At 70.1% G+C, this 17,427-nt stretch carries 17 protein-coding genes; 7 read left to right on the top strand and 10 right to left on the bottom strand.

Annotated elements, in window-relative coordinates:
- Positions 1–10: 10 nt before the first annotated feature.
- Both CHF15_RS38935 and CHF15_RS38930 read right to left on the bottom strand, forming a co-directional pair.
- Positions 11–1,336 (bottom strand): carbohydrate ABC transporter substrate-binding protein, encoded by a 1,326-nt coding sequence (locus tag CHF15_RS38935; protein WP_089228666.1) that lies wholly within the window; start codon positions 1,334–1,336, stop codon positions 11–13.
- 263 nt (positions 1,337–1,599) lie between these two features.
- A complete protein-coding gene (locus CHF15_RS38930) occupies positions 1,600–2,616 on the bottom strand; it encodes a LacI family DNA-binding transcriptional regulator (RefSeq protein ID WP_089228665.1) in 1,017 nt (338 codons plus the stop codon).
- Between the two features lie 49 nt (positions 2,617–2,665).
- Between CHF15_RS38930 and CHF15_RS38925 the strand changes: the two genes are divergently transcribed.
- Entirely contained in the window at positions 2,666–4,591 is a 1,926-nt protein-coding gene (locus tag CHF15_RS38925) for a glycoside hydrolase family 35 protein (protein WP_089228664.1), read from the top strand.
- A gap of 281 nt (positions 4,592–4,872) precedes the next feature.
- Here the strand turns inward: CHF15_RS38925 and CHF15_RS38920 are convergent, their stop codons facing one another.
- From CHF15_RS38920 to CHF15_RS38905, 3 genes are all read right to left on the bottom strand, one after another.
- Positions 4,873–5,145, bottom strand: a complete 273-nt coding sequence (locus CHF15_RS38920) for a hypothetical protein (protein WP_179280168.1) — start codon at positions 5,143–5,145, stop codon at positions 4,873–4,875.
- Positions 5,146–5,828: 683 nt separating this feature from the next.
- Positions 5,829–6,125 carry a DUF7336 domain-containing protein gene (locus CHF15_RS38910; RefSeq protein ID WP_089228662.1) on the bottom strand — a complete coding sequence of 99 codons (297 nt, stop codon included), beginning with the start codon at positions 6,123–6,125 and terminating at the stop codon, positions 5,829–5,831.
- A complete protein-coding gene (locus CHF15_RS38905) occupies positions 6,125–6,436 on the bottom strand; it encodes a hypothetical protein (protein WP_089228661.1) in 312 nt (103 codons plus the stop codon). The genes CHF15_RS38910 and CHF15_RS38905 overlap by 1 nt, the downstream gene beginning before the upstream one ends.
- Before the next feature lie 442 nt (positions 6,437–6,878).
- On the opposite strand from CHF15_RS38905, the gene CHF15_RS38900 reads away from it, so the two are divergent.
- Complete coding sequence (locus tag CHF15_RS38900; protein ID WP_089228660.1) at positions 6,879–8,468, top strand: MFS transporter; 1,590 nt, start codon at positions 6,879–6,881, stop codon at positions 8,466–8,468.
- Positions 8,469–8,860: 392 nt separating this feature from the next.
- Here the strand turns inward: CHF15_RS38900 and pdxR are convergent, their stop codons facing one another.
- The gene (pdxR, locus tag CHF15_RS38895; RefSeq protein ID WP_410169687.1) at positions 8,861–10,420 is read right to left on the bottom strand and encodes a MocR-like pyridoxine biosynthesis transcription factor PdxR; all 1,560 of its coding nucleotides are present in this window, start codon (positions 10,418–10,420) and stop codon (positions 8,861–8,863) included.
- A gap of 30 nt (positions 10,421–10,450) precedes the next feature.
- On the opposite strand from pdxR, the gene CHF15_RS38890 reads away from it, so the two are divergent.
- From CHF15_RS38890 to CHF15_RS38880, 3 genes are all read left to right on the top strand, one after another.
- Positions 10,451–11,377 carry a DMT family transporter gene (locus CHF15_RS38890; protein WP_089228658.1) on the top strand — a complete coding sequence of 309 codons (927 nt, stop codon included), beginning with the start codon at positions 10,451–10,453 and terminating at the stop codon, positions 11,375–11,377.
- A gap of 648 nt (positions 11,378–12,025) precedes the next feature.
- Positions 12,026–12,964: a hypothetical protein gene (locus tag CHF15_RS38885; protein ID WP_245939292.1), complete on the top strand. Its 939-nt coding sequence runs from the start codon at positions 12,026–12,028 to the stop codon at positions 12,962–12,964.
- Positions 12,965–13,079: 115 nt separating this feature from the next.
- Positions 13,080–13,526 carry a hypothetical protein gene (locus CHF15_RS38880; RefSeq protein WP_089228656.1) on the top strand — a complete coding sequence of 149 codons (447 nt, stop codon included), beginning with the start codon at positions 13,080–13,082 and terminating at the stop codon, positions 13,524–13,526.
- 113 nt (positions 13,527–13,639) lie between these two features.
- Here CHF15_RS38880 and CHF15_RS46510 read toward each other — a convergent pair whose 3' ends face one another.
- Together CHF15_RS46510 and CHF15_RS45300 are read right to left on the bottom strand one after the other, a co-directional pair.
- Positions 13,640–13,771 carry a hypothetical protein gene (locus tag CHF15_RS46510; protein WP_265737426.1) on the bottom strand — a complete coding sequence of 44 codons (132 nt, stop codon included), beginning with the start codon at positions 13,769–13,771 and terminating at the stop codon, positions 13,640–13,642.
- 327 nt (positions 13,772–14,098) lie between these two features.
- Complete coding sequence (locus tag CHF15_RS45300; protein WP_179280166.1) at positions 14,099–14,407, bottom strand: hypothetical protein; 309 nt, start codon at positions 14,405–14,407, stop codon at positions 14,099–14,101.
- Between the two features lie 221 nt (positions 14,408–14,628).
- Between CHF15_RS45300 and CHF15_RS45295 the strand changes: the two genes are divergently transcribed.
- Together CHF15_RS45295 and CHF15_RS38870 are read left to right on the top strand one after the other, a co-directional pair.
- Positions 14,629–14,769 (top strand): hypothetical protein, encoded by a 141-nt coding sequence (locus tag CHF15_RS45295; protein ID WP_179280165.1) that lies wholly within the window; start codon positions 14,629–14,631, stop codon positions 14,767–14,769.
- 153 nt (positions 14,770–14,922) lie between these two features.
- Positions 14,923–15,807 carry a C40 family peptidase gene (locus tag CHF15_RS38870; protein WP_089228655.1) on the top strand — a complete coding sequence of 295 codons (885 nt, stop codon included), beginning with the start codon at positions 14,923–14,925 and terminating at the stop codon, positions 15,805–15,807.
- A 335-nt stretch (positions 15,808–16,142) separates the two neighbouring features.
- On the opposite strand, the gene CHF15_RS46140 is transcribed toward CHF15_RS38870, so the two are convergent.
- Together CHF15_RS46140 and CHF15_RS38865 are read right to left on the bottom strand one after the other, a co-directional pair.
- The gene (locus tag CHF15_RS46140) at positions 16,143–16,478 is read right to left on the bottom strand and encodes a BBE domain-containing protein (protein WP_245939291.1); all 336 of its coding nucleotides are present in this window, start codon (positions 16,476–16,478) and stop codon (positions 16,143–16,145) included.
- A 2-nt stretch (positions 16,479–16,480) separates the two neighbouring features.
- Positions 16,481–17,425 carry an FAD-binding oxidoreductase gene (locus CHF15_RS38865; protein ID WP_245939290.1) on the bottom strand — a complete coding sequence of 315 codons (945 nt, stop codon included), beginning with the start codon at positions 17,423–17,425 and terminating at the stop codon, positions 16,481–16,483.
- Between the last annotated feature and the right edge of the window lie 2 nt (positions 17,426–17,427).

Raw genomic sequence — 17,427 nt, 5'->3', positions numbered from 1 at the left:
GCCGGGCCGGTCAGTTGCCCGCCTGGCGCAGTTTCTCGCTGGCCTCGTCCAGCGCCGCCTGCCACTTGGCCTCGGTGGTGTCGCCGCTGATGATGCTGTTGGCGGTGTCGAACAGGGTCGACTTGATGTCGACACCCTCGACCGGGTTCGTCGAGGCGAAGCCGCCGACCAGCGCGGAGACAGACGTGTCGTCATAGAGCGAGTAGAACTCGGTGCTCTCACCGGTCAGGCTGTCCGAGAGGCCCTTGACGGGCTGGATCGCGTTCGACGTGGCGAAGATCTTCGCGGCCTCGTCCGAGTACAGGAAGGCGATGAACTTCTGCGCCTCGTCCTTGTTCTTGGCGGCACTGGGCACCCAGACCGACTCGACCGAGGTGGTCAGGTAGCGGGTGCCGCCCTCGTTCACCGAGGGCAGCGGGGTCAGGCCCCACTCGAAGCCGTCCGAACGGGGCGCGTCGGCCATCTCGCCGGTGATCCAGGTGCCGTTCGGCATGAACAGCGCCTTGTTGTCGAGGATCGACTGCTGGTTCTTGGTGAAGTCCTGCTCGTTGGCGTAGCCGACGGTGGACTTCTCGGCGTAGCCGAGCAGCTTGGTGGTGATGTCGAGGACCTTCTTGGCGTTCGCCGTCTTCCAGACGCCCTGCTTGTACGTCATAACGTCCTGGTAGAACTGCTCCCCGCCGACGTCGGCGAGCAGGGCGTAGAAGTACGAGTCGAGGTAGCCGGCGGTCGGATAGGTGAAGAGGGCGATGCCCTCCTTCTTCGCCTTGTCGCCCAGCTCGAACATCTCGTCCCAGGTGGCCGGGACGTCCCAGCCCTTCTCCTTGAACAGGCCCTTGTTGTAGAAGAGGCCGGTCGGGGAGTAGTACATCGGCATCAGGTACGTCTTGTCCGTGCCGTACGGGTTGGTATTGAGGTTGCCGACGATGCCGTCGGTCAGCTTCTCGCCCACCGTCTGCTTGCCGCCGGGGACCTTGGCGTCCAGGACCGGGGTGAGGTCCTCCAGCGCCTTGTCCTTGATCAGGGTCTCGGTGAGACCAGCCTCGCGCCCTTGGCCGAGCACGACGACGTCCGGGTACTTGCCGGCCTTCATGTTCGGCGTGATCTCGTCCTCGATGCTCTTCGAGATCTGGAGCTGGACGTCGACCTCCGGGTGCGAGGACTCGTAGGCCTCGATGACCTTGTTGTACATGTCCTTGCCGTAGCCGCCCTCGAGAGCGGCAACCTTGAGGGTCGTCCTGCCCGAGCCGGAGTCCGAGTCACCGGCGGACGAGCAGCCGACGAGCAGCGAGAGCGCCATGACCGTGGTGCCGGCGAAGGCGAACGATCTCCTCATTTGGGGTCCTTCCCATGGACGTACGCCCACCTGACTTGAGCGGCGGTGCGGGCCCGCCACGGACGCCCTCCGGGCTCCTCCGCGTCGCGGGCACCACGCCACCGCACCCCGGGTCCGGTGGACGTACGACCCGGCGTTGTTACGGTGGCACCGATAACATGTTGGGTACCATGGCACCGATCACATGACGGGCGCAAGGGGTTGGATGCCGTCGGATCAGCTCACAGCCGAAACAGGGCTCTTGAGCGCCCCGTGGGCGCCCCTCAGACGACGCGCGGCGGCGCCGTGGAGTCCCGCACGGAGAGCGCGGGGGTACCCACGACCTCCTCCGGACCCGCGTCCGCGTCCAGCAGCAGCCGTACGGCCGCGGCGCCGTAGCCGAAGAAGTCCTGCCGTACGGCGGTCAGCGGCGGCGCGCAGAACGCGGCCAGGGCGATGTCGTCGACGCTCACGATGGACACGTCCTCCGGCACCGAACGGCCCCGCTCGCGCAGCGCCTTGATCACCCCGAAGGCCATCTCGTCGCTGGCCACGAACACCGCCGTGACCTCGGGGATCATGGCGATGATCTGCCCCTGCCGGTAACCGGAGACGGGCGACCAGTCGCCCTCGAGCGGCGGCGGAGCCTCGATCCCGGCCTGCTCCAGGCACTCCCGCCAGCCCTCGCGGCGCTGCCGGGCCTCGATCCACTCGTCCGGCCCGGAGACATGCCAGACCTGACGGTGCCCGAGGTCGAGGAGGTGCTGGGTGGCGATCCGGCCGGCCTCGCGCTGGTCGATGCCGAGCACCCGGGCACCGGCGGTCCGCGACCCGTCCAGGGTGACGGTCGGAATGTCCCGGGTGATCTCCTCCATCTTGCGGGTCACCGAGATCAGCGGCACCGCGATCACAAAGCCGTCGACGTTCTGGTCGGCGAGCTTGGACAGGGAACGCTCCATCAGGCCCACGTCCAGCGCGGAGATGGTCGCGATGCTCACCGCGTACCCGGCCTCGCCGGCCGCCGACTCCACACCGGCGGTCACCGCCGAACGCGAGTAGTAGCCGCCGGAGGCCAGCAGGACCAGGCCGATGGTGTGGCTGCGGCCCGAGGACAGGGCCCGCGCGGCACTGTTGAAGCGGTAGCCGATCTGCTCCACGGCGGCCAGTACCCGCCGGGACGTCTCAGGACTGACGTTCGGTGAGCCGCGCAGGACTCGGGAGACGGTCTGGGCCGACACTCCGGCGATCCCGGCCACGTCGGCCATGCTCGGCTGCCGCGGCCGCGAGGCGTCCTCGTTCATGGTGATCCCTCCCCCGATTGGTTGGAGGACCTTAGCAGGCTTGTTACTGATGTCATCGATAACATACGCTCCCCTGGTGAACGAGTCGCCCACGACGAACATCGACCCGCCGCGGCGCCCGGCCGAAGCCGCGGAGACCGCCCTCGCCGCGCCCTCGGGCGCAGCGGCGACGGCCGCCTCCCCCGCACTTCTCTCCTGGCGAGACGGCCGCCTCTACCGCGACGGGATCCCCCACCGCATCCTGTCCGGGGCACTGCACTACTTCCGGGTCCACCCCGATCTCTGGCGCGACCGCGTCCGCCGGATCGCCGACCTCGGCCTGAACACCGTCGACACCTATGTGGCCTGGAATTTCCACCAGCCCCGGGAGGACCGTGCACCGCGCTTCGACGGCTGGCGAGACCTGGAGCGGTTCATTCGCACCGTGGGAGCGGAAGGCTTGGACGTCGTGGTCCGGCCCGGTCCCTACATCTGCGCCGAGTGGTCCAACGGCGGCCTGCCCAGCTGGCTGACCGGCCGGGACCTCGCGATCCGCAGCTCCGACCCGGAGTTCACCTCGGCCGTCGACGGCTGGTTCACAGAACTGGTCCCGCGCCTGGCCGCGTTGCAGGCGTCCCAGGGCGGACCGGTCGTCGCCGTCCAAGTGGAGAACGAGTTCGGCTCCTACGGCGACGACCACGCCTACCTGCGCTGGAACCGCCAGGCCCTCATCGAACGGGGCATCACGGAACTGCTGTTCACCGCCGACGGCCCCACCGAGCTGATGCTGGACGGCGGCACGCTGCCCGGCACCCTCACCGCCGCCACCCTGGGCTCCAAGCCGATGGCGGCCCGCGAGCTGCTGACCAGCCGCCGGCCACAGGAGCCCTTCGTCGTCGCCGAGTTCTGGAACGGCTGGTTCGACCACTGGGGCAAGCGGCATCACGTCCGGAGTGTCGACAGCGCCGTCCACACCCTGAGCGGCATCCTCGACGCCCACGGCAGCGTCAGCATTTATATGGCGCACGGCGGCACCAACTTCGGTCTGTGGGCCGGTGCCAACGAGACCGAGGGCCGGCTCGAGCCCGTCGTCACCAGTTACGACTCCGACGCGCCGATCGCCGAGGACGGTCGCTTCACGCCGAAGTTCCACGCGATGCGCGAGGTGCTGGGCGCGACCGGGCCGCTGCGTTCCCCCGAGCGGCTTCCCGTCCTCCCGCCGGCCCGGGTCGCGCTGGTCCGCCGGGCCGGCCTGCTCGACGGCCTCGACGCCGCGCTCCGAACCGCGCCGGTGGACACCTCGGCCGCGCCGCGGCCCGCCACCTTCGAACGGCTCGGCCTGGACGCGGGCCTGGTGCGCTGCACCGCCCGCCCGCGCATCCCCGCCGGCGAACACCGGCTGGTCTTCACGGACGTCCGCGACCGCGCCCTGGTCTTCGCCGACGGCGTCTACCTCGGCGTCGCCGACGCGGACTCCCCCGAGCTGAAGATCACTGGCACCGGGGAGACCGTCCGTCTGGACGTCCTCGTCGAAAGCCTCGGCAGAATCAACTACGGTCCGAACGTGGGCCGTCCGAAGGGGCTACTCGGTCCCGTCCTGGTCGACCGGCGCATGGTCCAGGGCTGGGAGAGCACGCCGGTGGCACTGCCCGAGTGGTCCGAGCGGGAGCTGTCCGCGGCGCTCGACGCGGGCGCCGCCTCGGTCACCGGTACGGGTGCCGGGTTCGCCGTCGCCGAGTTCCACGCCGACGAACCCGCCGACACGTTCCTGGCGCTGCCGGGATCGGTGCACGGACTGGTCTGGGTGAACGGCTTCCTGCTCGGCCGCCACTGGGACATCGGCCCCCAGGTCACCCTGTACTGCCCGGCGCCGCTGCTGCACGCGGGCGTCAACACCGTCACCGTCCTCGAACTCGAGGGCCTCGGGGACACCCTGGAACTCCGGGACGAGCCCGAACTGGGCCCGACCGAGGAGTACGTCGAAGAGTTCGACTGACCGGGCCGGGGCGCCCCCTTCCGCTCACCCGGCCGCGCCCCGCCTCCACATGCCCCGGCCCGGGTCGGTGCACGGGCCGGGAGAGGAAGGGAGCGCCAGGCAGGGGCAGCCGGGGCCCTCGGGAGCGACGCCGGTGTCCTTGGCGAGGGTGCATTCGAGGAGGACGGCGTCGGGATCCGATGGCTCCAGATCTTCAGCAAGCACCTGGGGGCGGCGAACAGGGCCGGTGACGGCGGTTACAAAGGCGTGCGCGGTGCAGCGTCAAAGACGCTGATCAAGTGTCACTCGTAGCCGAGATCTTCTTCGGAGTGCAGGTGCCACCCGCCGTCCTGCTTGACCAGGACGAAGGCAGTGCGCTCAAAAACGTCGTAGTACCCGGAATACCGGTCGTGGCCATATGAGAACCACAGCGCCTCGATCCGTGCCGTCTGCGTGGTCTCGCTGACGACGGTCACCTCTTGTAGCGTGGTCACGGCGCCGGATCCATCGGTTTTGTCGCGGTTGTGCGCTCTGGCGTACTTGGCGCAGAAGTCGGCGGGGCTCTGATAGAGCATCTGAACCTCTTGGGTGCAGGTCGCGGCCGGATCGTATGAGCAAACTGTAAGGGGAGAGTCTCCGCCTGGTCCTGCTGACTCGGTTGCAGGTGCCGAGGCCGTTCGGCTGGCAGGGTGTCCAGGGCCTTGTCGGCTTGCTCGTGCGGCTGGGTGAGCCAGACATACGAGAAGCCGAGCGGATTGCCGTCGTGCTCGCTGATCGCGAAGCTGAAGCCTCTCAGCCGGAACAGAACAATGTCGAGGTCATCCAGCCCGTCCCAAGACCGTTCCACGTGCAGACGTAGCCGCTGAGCCACGGGCTGCACCGGCAGCTTCAACACTCCGATCATCCGGAAGAGCGGAGCGTGGTGGTCCCAGGCGCTGTACTGGTAGGCGGGGTTCTTGCCGGTGTAATAGGGCAGTTGCGTAGCCGGCTGTCAGTCGGGGTCAGGCCCCGGAACCTCTATCTCTGTCACAGCCGCTCCTCCCGCCGGCCTCCAGCCAACTGGTGATCAATCTACCTTCACCGGGTTGGGCGCCTTGTCCTGTGGCTCGCTTCCGGCGGCGTCTGGCGAGGAAGGCGCGCTCAGGAAGCAGAGCGCAAGCGCATCCGGTAGGTGAGGATGGCGGCCTGCCCTGCCGGCCTTGCGGATATAGCCGTGAGTCCAGGTGTATGCAACGGCGGTTGCCACTGATGCCCGTGCTCAGCCTTCCGTTTGTTCGCCGACGCGGAATCCTTCGGCCCAGTAGGTCTGACCCACGGTGTACTCGTGCACGTGGAAGCCGTCGGGATGGTCCTTGAATCCGGGCACGGTGCGCGCCTGCTCGATGCGTTCTTCAGCCCGTCGCCGGCTGGAGTACAGGCCGACGAACGTGAAGCTGTCCTCGCTGTCGTCCCAGAAGAGCGGTTCGCCGTCCTCCATGAAGTCGACGGTGGTGGGAGCGCCCGGCTCGTCCGCGAAGTGATGCCTGTGCACGAGAAAGTAGAGAGTCCGGTTCATCAGTCTCGCCTCCGCCCTTCGGGGTACACCGTGACGAACCCCTCGTTCCACAAATCCTCGTCCACCGTCACGGGTACGATCTCGAAACAGTCAGGTTCGTCCCGGAACCCTGGAAGCTTCCTGGAGATCTCCCGCTGCTCCTCCGCGGCCGCCTGGTCCGGATAGATGCCGATGATCCTCCACTCCTCCTCGTCCAGGTGGACGGTGCCGTCCGCGTCAAGGTGGATGATCCGGTCGTCGTCCTCCACAGCGAGATGGCGCGCGTGCCACAGCGCGTAGAGATCGCTGCCAGGTTCGTGTTCCTCTGTCATCGCGGGAGTCTTCCCTTGCTGGAGTGACGCTCGGGCGGGCCGTGAGAGTTCACGCCCCGTACTAAATCTGCGTGCCGCTGACTTTCGTTCTGTGCGATCGATGCCCACACGCCCCTGCATCCGCTGACCGTTGGTGCGTCTGACATGCGGGCCTTCATCACTGCGCCGTCACATATCCTTCTGTCCACTGATTGCGCTGCCGCACGCGAGGTGCCAGACGGCTATCAGGCCGATCGCAGGCTTCGCGGTCAGCGACTTGAGCCGACGGCTTCCGGTCGGTGCAGGCCCTACGCTCCACTTCCGTCCCGAATTCCCCCAGAGGATCGGTACAGCGCGTTTTCGGCAACGGATATACCTAGAGCGGGGATATGCCTGCTTTATGGTGATCTGAAGTCGTGTGCACAAGCCGTGACGCACACCGGAAGCTCTGGAGGTGCAAGCGGTGAGGCGATGGCGGGCTCTGATCATCCTCGGTACCGCCCAGTTTTTGATGGTGCTCGACACCTCGGTCATGAACGTCTCGATCAGCCAGTTGGTAGAGGACTTCGACACCGAGGTCACCTCGATTCAGGCCGTCATCACCCTCTACACCCTGGTCATGGCAGCCCTCATGATCACGGGTGGGAAACTCGGGGACATGCTCGGACGCCGCAAGGTGTTCGGCATCGGACTGATCGTGTACGCCACGGGCTCCGCCCTCACCGCTGTGGCCCCGGTCCTATGGGTGCTCACCGTCGGCTGGTCCGTGATCGAAGGACTCGGCGCGGCGCTGGTCCTCCCCGCGCTTGCCGCCCTCGTGGCCGGAACCTACCAGGGCCGGGACCGGGCCGTCGCCTACGGGGTCATCGGCGGCCTGGCCGGAGCCGGCATCGCAGTCGGCCCCTTGGTCGGTGGCTGGGTCACCACCTACCTGACCTGGCGTCTGGTCTTCGCTGCCGAGGTCGTACTGGTGGCGGCCATCCTCTTGGGCATGCGCTGGATCGAGGAACAGCCCCATCGCGGCTCCAGACCGCATCTCGACAAAGTCGGGGCCGTGCTGTCCGCCGTCGGCCTGGCCTTGGTGGTGCTGGGTGTCCTGCAGAGCAGCAACTGGGGCTGGCTGCGGCCCCGCAACTCCCCCGTGACCGTCTTCGGCTTCTCCCTCACCCTCTTCGTCATCGCTGCCGGCGCCGTCGTGCTGTGGTTGTTCCGGTTGTGGGAGCGACGGCAGGAGGCTCGGAAGCGTGAGCCCCTCGTACGCTTCTCGTTGTTCGGCGTGCCCGCTCTGCGGGCCGGCCTTGCCACGCTGCTCAGTCAGAACCTCATCCTGCTGGGCCTGTTCTTCGTCATCCCTCTGTACCTCCAGGTCGTGCAGGGCCTCAGTGCCTTCGAGACCGGGCTGCGGCTGCTACCGGTGTCGATCAGCATGCTCGTGGTCTCCATGAGCGGCCCCCTTCTCGGCCGGTTCGCCTCGCCCCGCACAGTGGTCCGTACAGCCCTGCTGATTCTCATCGCGTCGATTCTCTGGCTGCTGGCCACCATCACTCCGTCCCTCAACGATCTTTCGTTCGCCTGGGCTATGGCCCTGCTGGGAACAGGCATGGGCCTGCTCGCCTCCCAGCTCGGCAACGTCGTCCAATCCAGCGTCGGCGAGTCGGAACGCAGCGAGGTCGGCGGTCTCCAGTACACCGCGCAAAACCTGGGATCCTCCCTGGGAACCGCCCTCATCGGCTCGCTTCTCATCGGAGCACTCGTGCACGTGTTCACGACCCAGATCGAAGACAACCCGCAGATCTCCAGCGCAGCGCGTCAACAGGTCGGCATCACCATCGAGGCGGGCGTCAGCTTCGTCGGCACCGAGCAGGTACGAGCCGCGGCAGAGCGCACCGGCCTGCCCAAGCCCGAGGCCGACGCCCTCGTGACCGAATACGCCGACGCACAGCTCGGCAGCCTCAAAGCCGCCGTCCTCGCCACCGCCGGCATCGCGCTCGCCAGTTTCCCGTCTACCCGTCACCTGCCGACAGCCCGGCTCCGCAAGCCCTCGCCCAGCTGAGGGCTTCGATCCATGACGGGTCACAACAAGGACCCCGGCCAGGCCACGCCCGCTCGATCCTCGCTGATGGCCTCGTGTCGTTGGATGATCCCGCACGGCTGGCCCTGCTTCACCCTGCTGCGCACGGTACTCGTCAGCGGCCCTGGAAGCGATGCCGGAGCACGTCGTACAGGAGCCAGTGGTACGGCGAGCTCTCGTCCGAGCCGGTCAGGGTGGTAGACCGTCGCCGTGTGGGTCGTCGCGCAGGGCGCGGCTTGGCGGGAGGGCGCGTGGCATCTGCGTTGTCCATCGGCCCCGTACCCAAGCCGACGGGTACGGGGCCGGCATGTTGGCGCCCAGTCCGGTTATGCAGGGCCGACTGACCGTCCTCTGATGCTTGTGTTGCACAGGCGTCAGGGAAGGAGCCCGCGCAGGGCGGCACCAATGGTGGCGATGCCCTGCTCGATGTCGTGAGCGGGTCCCGCCGCGTAGCCGAGTACCAGGCCGGGCGGCCCGGGGCCGATGCGGTGCCAGGAGAGCGGATGTACCTTCACACCCCGGTCGAGGGCTGCCGCGGCGAGGGCACCGTCGCACAGGCCGCGGTCGTGGGCGCCGTCGGGCGGGTCGCCGAAGGTGACCATGAGGTGCAGGCCGGCGGCTGCCCCGTGCACACGGGCACCGGGAAGGTGCTCCTCGATGGCCTTCAGCATCACGTCACGGCGCCGGCGGTGGCGCCTCCGGACATGGCGCAGATGCCGCTCCAGCTCACCGGAGTCCATCAGCCGGGCGAGGACCAGCTGAGTGAGGACGCCGTTGCCCAGGTCGGCGTACCGCTTGGCCCTGACGACGGCGTCCAGCCGGTCCGGCGGTACGAGGAGCCATCCGATGCGGAGTGCGGGCGCGAGCAGTTTGGAGACGCTGCCCGCGTAGCAGACCCCCTCGGGCATCAGCGAGCGCAGCGCCGGCACGGGCGGCCGGTCGTAGCGGTGCTCGGCGTCGTAGTCGTCCTCGATCACCACCCCGCCCTCGGCGGCCCAGCCCAGCAGCTCTCGGCGGCGTTCCCCGTCGAGGACAACACCGGTCGGGAACTGGTGGGCCGGGGTCAGCAGCACCGCCCGGGCGCCACTGGCACGCAGCGCACCAACGTCGAGGCCACCCGCGTCCACACGGATGGGCACGATCGAGTGGCCCCCGTACTCCAACTGCTGGCGCGCCCCGAGGGACCCGGGATCCTCGACGGCGACACGGCGGATACCGTCCTCCAGCAGAAGCCGCGCGAGCAGGCTCAGAGCCTGCGCCACACCCGCGACCACCACGACCTCGTCGGGGTCGGCGAGGATGCCCCGGTTGCGCGCAAGCCAGCCCACGACCGCTCGCCGCAGAGCGGGCGCGCCCCTCGGATCGCCGTAGCCGAAGTCGGCCGGGGCGGCGGCCGCGAGAATGGCACGCTCGGCGCGCAGCCACGCGGCGCGCGGGAAGGCGGCCAAGTCGGGGACACCCGGTGACAGGTCGATCCGGCAGGGCATGGCCCGCAGCACGTCGACGACTCCATCGCGGTCACCCGCGCTGAAGATCGCGGCCCTGGATCCGGCTCCGGTCCCCGGCATGTCGTATGCGTGTCCGGGCGGAGCGGCGGGAGCCGCCACAACCACCGTCCCGAGTCGGCCGCGACCGGCGATCTGTCCCGACTCGGCGAGCCGCCGGTAAGCCTCGGTGACCACGCCCCTGGTGACGTGCAGCTCCTCCGCCAGGGCCCGGCTGGCGGGCAGCCTCGCTCCGACATGCAGCCGGCCGTCGGCGATGGCGGACCGCAGTTGCTCCGTGAGCCAGGCGGTGCGCCCGCCTGCGGGCACCTGCCCGATCTCCAGCTGCAGGAAGTCCGAGCCCAGAGACGTACCGCGGTCCGGCACCTTGTCCGTTGGACCCTCCGTGTGTTTGGACCCCTCCAACGACGCCTTCGTGGACCTGTCCATGACGTCCATTGTCCCGGCAGCGTGAGCGGTATGCACACACCTTCCGCTCCCCTCGCCCCACTCGTGCCCGGCATGCTCGGGATGGCGCTGGTCGGCAGCAGCGTCACCGTTTCGCACACCCTCGTAGGGGCCTCGCTGTTCACCCCGCAGGCGATTCGCTATGCGATCGCCACGGTGATCCTGCTGGTCGTCGCCCGGCTCGCCGGAACACGGCTGGTGTGGCCACGAGGGCGGGAGTGGCTGTGGCTCGCCGGGATCGCCGTCACCGGTCTGCTGCTGTTCAACGTGGCCGTGATCCGGGCCGTCGAACATGCCGAGCCCGCGGCGGTTGCCGTCGCGGTCGCGTGCGTACCAGTGGTCCTCGCGGTGGTGGGTCCGGCACTGGAACGGCGCCGGCCCAGCCGGCAACTGCTCTTGGCGGCCCCGGTGGTCGTGACGGGAGCGGTACTGGTGGAGGGAACCGGTCGCACCGACGCCGTCGGGGTGGCTTGGGCGGCGCTGGCCCTCGCCTGCGAGGCCGCCTTCACCCTGCTCGCGGTACCGGTCCTGCGGCGGCACTCCCCGTGGGGGGTGTCCTTGCACGCGATGTGGATGGCAGCTGCGCTACTGGCCGTTCTCGCTGCGACCGTCGAAGGCCCCACAGCGGCATGGGAGTTGTCTGGAATCGAGTGGGCCGCCATCGGCTACCTGGCGTTGATGGTGACGGCGGTCGCCTTCGTCCTGTGGTACTCGACGGTTCGCGCCGTCGGATCCGGGCGGGCCGGACTGCTCACCGGCATCGCGCCGCTCGCCGCGGCGGCCGTCGGCAGCGTCTCGGGCAGCGGCGCGCCCAGCCCGTCGGTATGGCTGGGTATCACCGTGCTGATCCTGGGCCTTGTCCTGGGTCTGCGCCCGCACCACGTCTCTGCCGCGGAGGTCGTACGAGCGGACCCGCCCACCTCCGCGCGCTCCAAGTAACGGCTGACAACGGCCTGTCGGGAGCGCCTCGCAGCCTGGAGGCCGAGGCGTCATTCCCATCGGACTGCGAGGCGCTTGACCTGGTGCAGTAGGGCGAAGGTCCGCTCTACGCCGAATCGCTCGGTATCGTCAAGCAGTACATCGAGCAGCAGAACCGGCCGCTCCGACTCCGGCCGAGGCCAACCGAGCGGACCCCTGCCCACAGCCGAGGTCCGAGCAGGCCAAAGATTCGCTTCACCACCGGGCCGAAGCCCGGTGCACTGCGAATAGACCCGGAAGCGACTCAGACGGTGCGCGCAGTCGTCCGGAGTCCGGTTCAGGCGCGGAGGCCCGCCTTCGAATCCCCGTCAGTCGGTTGCGCCGCCTACGGATTCCCGTCGGGGTGTTCGTTGGTCCATTCCACTCAGCAGACGTTGCCTCCCCCGCCCCGTTCCCCCACCTCGCCCCCGGTTTCCCGGTCCGGCAGCAGGTGGGCAACGGGAAACCCGTCGACCCCGGCCGGGCGGCGCCACAAGTCTGTGTCCCGTCGGTACACGGCACGACCGTGGCCGGCGGCAACCGAAGGGGGCCGCCCTCCGCGGTGCCGCACGGGGGACCGGGCGGCACCGGGGATCCAGGGCCATGAGGCGGCAGGGGGAATCGGGGTCCATGAGACGTGCGCTCATGTCGTTGTGTGCGGTGACCGCGCTCGTCACCGCCGTGGTGACCGGTTGCGGTGACGGCGGTGACGGCGCCGGCGACGCCCAGGGACGGACCCGCCAGGACACCGGCGTGCGCACACCGGCGCTGACCTGGCGGCAGGAGGTCCGCGTCAACGACGCCCTCCAGCGGCTGACCAGCCGGTGCATGGGGCGCCAGGGCTTCATCTACCAGGAGGAGCGCGAGTTGACGCTCCAGGAGAGCCGGCCCGTGCGCTTCGTCCAGGACGACCTGGCCTGGGCGAGGACCTACGGCTACGGCAGCCGCGTCGAGGCGAAGAGCGCGCGGCTGCGCGAGCGCAACGCCAACGGGACCTACCGCCAGGACCTGCCCGCCACGCGCCGCGCCCTGTTCGACGAGGCCCTGGACGGCGGCGACGGCGCCCGCATGCTCGCCGCCCCGATGCCGAACGGCGGCGAGATCCGCAAGCGCATCGGCGGCTGCACCGAGGAGGCCGAGCGCACGCTCTACGGCGATCCCGCCGAGTGGTTCCGCACCAGCAAGATCGCGCTGAGCGCCAACTCCCTCTACGCCGGGCCGCTGATGAAGGACCCGCAGCTCACCGCGGCCGTCCGGGCCTGGTCGGCGTGCATGCGCGAGGAGGGCGAACCCTACCCCGACCCCCGGGCCGCCCAGAACGGCGTGCGGGCCGCGGCCGTGCGGCTGGGCGCGGCACGCGCCGACGAGGCCTTCGCCGCCGAGCGCAGGACCGCCGTCGCGGACGCCGACTGCGCGCGCCGCACCTCCCTGCGGGCCGTGGCCACGGCCCGGGAGAAGCACTACCTGGACCGCCTGCCCGACCGGTACGTCAAGGACATCGACACCTACCGCAGTCTCGGCCGGCAGGCCTACGACCGGGCGGTGCGCATCGTTCCGGAGCGTGACTGACCATCTCGCGCACGGAAGCGCCCCGTCCACCGGCGCGGGCACACCACGGGCACCCGACGCCCCGCCCCGCCGGCGCACCACCACCGGGCACCATCGAGAAACGAGGGAAACCATCATGCGCAAGCTCACCGTCTCCGCAGCGCTCATCGGGCTCACCGCCCTGGGCGTGGCCGTCCCGGCCGCCACCTCGCAGGCCGCTGAGAGCAGCGCCGCCGGCGCCGTGTGCGACAGCAAGTGGGGGGCGCGCAACGGCAACATGTACGCCTGGGACGGCTACGACTGCAACGGCAGCCCGATCATGGTCGCCTCCGGCGACAGCTCCAACTGGGGAGCCGCGAACGACCGGGCGTCCTCAGTGATGAACCGGGGCTTCACGGGCAACCTGTCCATCGTGAAGTTCTTCTACTGGCAGGACCACCAGCTCGGCCACACCTGCCTGTACCCGGGCGAGCTGTACGCCGACAACCTGTCGGACAACTACTTCACCGACGGCAACGTCGTGGACAACAACATCCGGTCGCACCAGTGGGTCAACGGCGGCTGTGGGGCAACCCTGACCTGATCCGCCCGGCCGACGCGCGGGCCCACCGCCCTCGCCTGAGGGCACGCCCCGCCCGGGCACCGTAGGACGCACGTCCGGAGCCATCGGCTCGGCTTCGGACGTGCGTCTTTGCGTCACAGCGAAGAAACGCCGGGCAGTTCGCGGGTGCGGAGGGGCCAGCCGCCGCGCCCGACGCATTCGTTCCAGCCCGGCTGATCGCCCTCGCCCGCGACACCGTAGAGATCACGCACGAAGCGCTGCTGCACGCCTGGCCGCCTGCGCGACTGCATCCACACCGACCGCGCCGGACTGCTGCCGCACCAGCACACCGGCCCACGCCGCCGCCCCGTGGGAGAGCGAGGGCCGCGACCCTCCGCGCCGTACGGCGCGACCCGGCTGGACGTCGTGCAACCTGGTCCGACGAACTGGACGGATGGAGCCGCCTGAATCCGGGCGAGGAGGAGTCCCTGCGGGCGAGCCAGGCCACCGAGGACGGCCACCGCCCGCAGCTCCGGCGCCAGGCCCGACTGCGGCAGTACCTACCAGCCACTCTCGCCGTCCTGCTCGGGCTCACGGTCACCCGGAGGGCTCGGCTACCAGGAACGCGTCGCGCACCCCCAGGCCCTCGCCGACGGCCGCCCGGAGGCGTCGATGCTGCCGGCGGAGCAGGCCTTCCGCGCCCACGACACCCCCGAGGCGCGCGGCGCCCCGCTGAGCACCCAGTCCGAGCCGTTCGCCGCCCGGCTCGACGAACACCGCGCCCCCGTCCACACGGTGGCCTTCGCCCCGGGCGACAGCAAGCTGCTGGCGACGGGGAGTGCGGACGGCGCGGTGATCCTGCGCAGCATGCCCGGACACCGCACGGTCGCCGTGTTCCCGGTGCGCGGGCTGGTGCGGTCCATCGCTTTCAGCCTCGACGGTCGCACCCGCACGGTGGCGCTCGCCCCCCCACGGGCGCGAGGTGGCCGTCGCCACCGCGGGCGGCACGATCGAGGTACGCGAGAGCACGGGCGCGCACCGCGTCATCGCCGCGCTGACCGGTCACCGGGGGCCGTGCACGCGCTCGCCTACGCCCCGACGGCCGCACCCTCGCCTCCGCCGTGGCCGACCGCACCGTACGCCTGTGGGACCCGACCCGCAGGTCCGGCTGGCTGCGATCTGCCGGCTGCGGGCGGGCCTGGACGCCCCCCAGCTCGCCGCCCTGCTGCCCGGCGTCCGCACGTCCGAGCTGCCGCGGGCGGCCGCCTGCGCCCGCCGGGGGTGACGGCCGCGCTCCCGGGTGGGCGCGGGTTTCCCGAGGGTTTCCCGTTGCCCACCGCAGCGGGGCGACGCCCCGCACCTCGACGGGCCGGGGGCGCGGCCCCCAGGCTGCTGTCCGACCAGTTCCGCACACCACCAGAAAACGGGGGTCCCTGGCATGACCTGCCGGACCAGAGTCGTCCACACACTGATCGCTTTACTCGCCCTTCTCCTCGCCGCGCCGGCCGCGACAGCCGCCGCGGCCCCGCCGCACGCTCCGCTACGGGACGCCGCCGCGTGCGGCGCTCTCGCCCCGGGGGCCTCCGCGGCCGCCGAAGCCGCCATCGCCGCCGCCTGCGCCGAGGTGACGGCCGGCACCTGGTACACCTGGGGCGGCGGCCACGGCGCCCAACCCGGCGCCACCTACGGCCAGATCGACCCGACCGACCCCGACAGCGCGCACGACCCCGAGCGGCTCGGCTTCGACTGCTCCGGCCTCGTCCGCCACGCCTACGCCCGTGCCGCCGGCTCGGACATCCTCAACGGCACCGCCAGCACGCAGTACTACACCCACCGGGCGGCGAACCGCTTCACCGCCGCCCAGGGCCTGGCGCCGCTGCTCCCCGGCGACCTGCTGGCCTGGGGCCGCTCCGACGACCTGCACCACATCGCCATCTACCTCGGCGCGGGCAAGATGGTGGAGGCCAAGGAGTCCGGCACCCGCCTCATGGTCAGCGACGTCCGCCTGGGCGGCGACTACTACGGCGCCGTCCGCGTCAACACCGGTGCGGTGACCGGCAACATCCACCGCACCTGGGGCAGCGGCGTGTGGACCAAGCAAGCGCCCTCGCTCGGCGCCGGCCGCGTCTACGCCTTCCCCGGCCCGACCACCATCCGCGTGCAGTGCCAGAAGCACGCCGAACTCGTGGAGGCCGAGGGCTACTCCAACGACGTCTGGGCCTACCTGCCCGACTACAAGGCCTGGATGACCAACATCTACATCCAGGGACCCGCCTGGCTCGACGGGGTCCCCGACTGCAACACCGTGCCGCCCAAGCCGTGACGCACCGGGGCGCCGGTCGCCGCCGCGCGCGGCCACCGGCGCCCACACCGTCGTGCGCCCTGTCGTGCGCCCGTTCGTGGTCTCAGCGACGCAGCGCCTCGAGCTCGTGCGTCGTCAGCGTGCCGCGCTCGTCGAATCGTGGAAACCGCACCGCTTCTCCCCCACCCCGGGTCCGGATCCCTGCCCGGCACGCTGAACCGCCGTCCGCGACGGCGACGCACACGTCCCTCACCAGCCACAAAACCTACGTCGGCAACTCCCCCATCGCCCACGTACGCGGCGTCATCGCCCGCACCGGCCACGCCGATGAGCTGTGGGACCTCTTCAGTGCCTGATCAGGCGGCCGGCGCCACGTTGTGGTTGATCCGGAACATGTTGGCCGGGTCGTAGGTCTTCTTGACGGCCGCCAGGCGCTCGTAGCGCTCCTGTCCGTAGATCGCCGCGGCGTCGGCAGCCTCGTCCGCCGCGAGATTGTTCACCATCCGCCGGTCGCCCTGCCAGGTCTCCATGCCGTCAAGCAGCGTCGAGACGGACTCCTTGAGTCGCTGCTCCTGGGAGACCGGACCGCCGGCGACGCCCAGCAGGACGTACGGCAGGCCCCTGGTCGCGACGGCGTTGGGCACGGCCGGTTCCCGGTCCCACGCCCCGCCCAGGGCGCGCAGTTCGACCATCGTCAGGTGCTTGCGGAGTCCGGGCCGGCGAGGTCGACGACCTTGTCCTGAGCCTGGGAGGGGAACTCCTTGAGCATGACGCTGCGTTCGTAGTAGGGCACTGGTTCGGCCGGCTCATTGTGGATCGTCGCAATCTTCGTGTACGGCATGTCCGCAACCGTGTCCAGGACTGCCGGGGCTGCCGCCCGCAGCGGCGCCACCATCCGCTCGCCGTCCGAGGCCGTGCCGCTGTAGGCGATCCGGACGGACACCAGGAACTCGTTGTGCAGGGGTATGGGCAGTTCGGCTTGCCCTGCCAGTCGCAGTACGGCGAACGACGAGATCATGGTCTCGGGTGTGCCCGGATGCCATCCGGTCCAGACTCGCAACACGTCGGCCATCCGCTCGCCGGGGAAGTAGATGGCACCGCCGTACAGGCGGGTTACCGGGAACAGGTCGAATTCCAGGGCGGTGACGACTCCGAAGTTGCCCTTGCCGCCGCGCAGTGCCCAGAAGAGGTCGGGTTCGGACTGCGCGTCGGCATGACGCAGTTCGCCGTCGGCGGTCACCACGTCGAGTGAGCGGACGTGGTCGGCAGCGTAGCCGTGGGACCGGCCGAGGGTCGGGCTGAGTCCGCCGCCCAGGGTGTAACCGGAGACGCCCACGGTGGGGTTGGACCCGTTGAGCGGGGCCAGTCCGGCCGCAGCGGTCTCCTTGACGACCTCGGACCACACCGCACCGGCTCCGACTCGGGCTGTGCGGCCGGCCGCGTCGATGGTCACGTCGTTCATCCGGTGGGTGGCGATCACGACGGCGCCGTGAGCCGGGCCGACCATCTGGTGGCCGGTGGTCCTCACCACAACCGGCCGGTGCTGTGACGCCGCGAACATGACGGCTGCCTGGACATCGACCGCGCTCTCCGCCACCACGATCACCGCGGGAAGCAACTCGTGATTCAGGTTGAACACAG

This window comes from Actinacidiphila glaucinigra (assembly GCF_900188405.1).
GTDB lineage: Bacteria > Actinomycetota > Actinomycetes > Streptomycetales > Streptomycetaceae > Actinacidiphila > Actinacidiphila glaucinigra.
Note: the sequence above shows the minus strand (reverse complement) of the source record. Positions and strands in the feature narration are given on the sequence as shown.